Origin of the sequence: Adlercreutzia equolifaciens (genome assembly GCF_029076695.1) — a bacterium.
Classification (GTDB): domain Bacteria; phylum Actinomycetota; class Coriobacteriia; order Coriobacteriales; family Eggerthellaceae; genus Adlercreutzia; species Adlercreutzia equolifaciens_A.
The window spans coordinates 1-293 of record NZ_JARFIK010000524.1; the positions used below are offsets into that span (position 1 = coordinate 1).

Below are 293 nucleotides of genomic sequence, written 5' to 3' on the forward strand. Positions count from 1 at the left end.
GCCCCGCCGAAGAGGCCGCCAAAACCAGCACTGCCATAAACAGGAAGCCGCCCATGGCCACCGCGCCGCCAATAAGCAGCCCCTTGCCAAACGTCTGCCCTTTGAGTAACGGAATGAAGCGCCGAAGAAGGCGCTTGTCGAGCAGGGCATAGGCCATTCCCGAAAATGAGACCGCCAGGCCCAGATAGGCTAAGACGCGAACAGCATCGGGGTATTTCAGCAATTCGGGCGTAGGCTTGTAGGCCACCCAGATACAAACAGCTACCAGCAAGAACCAAGTAGGCACGACCACG

Annotated in this window: 1 protein-coding gene; it reads right to left on the reverse strand. The window is 58.7% G+C overall.

The window, feature by feature from the left end:
- Positions 1-293: hypothetical protein (locus PZH32_RS13460; protein WP_275208756.1), on the reverse strand; the 293-nt coding region annotated here is incomplete at both ends.